The sequence below is a fragment of the Natronococcus sp. genome, assembly GCF_047921035.1.
Lineage (GTDB): Archaea > Halobacteriota > Halobacteria > Halobacteriales > Natrialbaceae > Natronococcus.
In genome coordinates, this window is sequence record NZ_JBLRWX010000219.1 from 1 (window position 1) to 1,580 (window position 1,580).

The 1,580-nt window shown below is 72.5% G+C and carries 2 protein-coding genes; one reads left to right on the forward strand and one right to left on the reverse strand.

All coding sequences use genetic code 11. The features are described 5' to 3' along the window. The coding region (locus ACNA7R_RS20285) for an FAD-binding protein (RefSeq protein ID WP_416285343.1) at nt 1-1,346 on the reverse strand (1,346 nt) is incomplete at its 3' end. Between ACNA7R_RS20285 and ACNA7R_RS20290 the strand changes: the two genes are divergently transcribed. Beyond that, nucleotides 1,347-1,580: hypothetical protein (locus ACNA7R_RS20290; RefSeq protein ID WP_416285344.1), on the forward strand; the 234-nt coding region annotated here is incomplete at its 3' end.

Consider the following 1,580-nt stretch of genomic DNA (forward strand, 5'->3'; position numbering starts at 1 on the left):
AAATAGAGGCGCGGCGCGACGGTCTTGCCGGTCTGGCCGACCTGCTCCCCGTGGGGCCGCCACCCGGCGTCCACCACGGCCCGGGACGCGCCCAGGGCTACACCGTCGCCCAGCGCCTCGGCGAGCTCCTCCAGGAAGGCGGTCACGAGATCGAACAGAGCGACGACCTCGTCGAAGGTGACGGTCGGCGTCGGCTCGAGGGGCTCCTGGTCCGGATCGATCTCGAGCTCAGGTTCCGCCTGGGGCTCGGGCTCGGGTTCGGGCTCCGGTTCGGCTTCGACCTCGGGCATCTCGACGGTGGCACCGATGACGTCCGTGTCGAGGGCGATCGCGCCGAGGTCGCCGCCGCCCCACGAGCTGGCGATCACCGCGTACCGCGTCCCGGGCTCGACCTCGAAGACGATCTCGGAGCGCGTCGTGTCGGGGGTGTCGTCGTCGTCGGCGACGACGCGCCCGGCGTCGAGGTCGAACAGGTACAGGTAGGTGTCGATCGAGTTGGCGGTCGGATCGATCATCACGATCCTCACGAGATCGCCGGCGCTCATGCCGGTCAGCTCGAAGACCAATCCCATGTCGCCGCTCGAGAGTCGATCGGATCCGGAGATGATGGCGCTCACGGACCCCGGAACGGCGAGGGTGCCGGCGACGGCGTCCGACGAGGCGAGCGGGTCGTCGCCGAAGCGATCGGCCGCACGCCACAGCCCCGTGATGCCGCCCGGCTCGTCGTCCCGGCTCCACTCCTCGTCCCACTCCCACTCGTCGTCCCAGTCGCCATCGTCGCGGAAGGCGTAGCGATCCACGTCGGTGACGACGAGCGCCAGGGCGCTGGCGGCCGGAGCGGCGACGAAGTCCGAGATGGCCGCGAGACCGCGCAGCCCTCGGGCGACGTCGAAGAGGTCGTAGCCGTTGGCGCCGGCGGGGACGCGCGCGAGGACGCTGCCCAGCACGGGATCGTCCTGGACGCTCGGGGCGCCGTGGTGCACGTCGATGACGTTACGCATCGCGAAGGCCGGGACCGCGAGGACGAGGTGGGAGTCGAGCACCGCGACCGCGAGGTCGACCGTCGGGCCGATCCGCCAGCGCTCGTAGCCCACGCCGCGGTACTCGACCTGCCGGACGGAGAGCAAGCCGCCAGCGGCCGCGTCGGCGGGGCCGCCCAGCATCGAGCCGATCGGCCCCGCCCCCATGCCGTCACCGAGCAGCAGCGGCAGGCTGTCGAGCGCCTGCTTCCAGTCCTCCAGTCCGGCCCGTGCGGCCGCCTCCGACGTGACCGGCACCGTCGTGATGGTGCCGGGACCCGTCACCCAGCCCCGGAGGTCGGTGCCGAGGGGTTCGAGCTGCGCCACGTGCCAGGTCGAACCGACCCAGTCGAGCACGGCGCGGTCGAGGTCCACCTGGGCGAACTCGAGCGCCAGCGAGCGGAGATCGACCGGCTGGCCCACGAGGTCGCCGACGGCGGCGATCCAGCCGTCGAGCCATGCCACCAGCGCGACCGGCGAGACGACACGGCCCTGCAGCGACAGCGCGCCCGCCGGGATCAAGCTGGGCTCGCCCGGACGGCAGTCGTCGCAGGCGAGGAG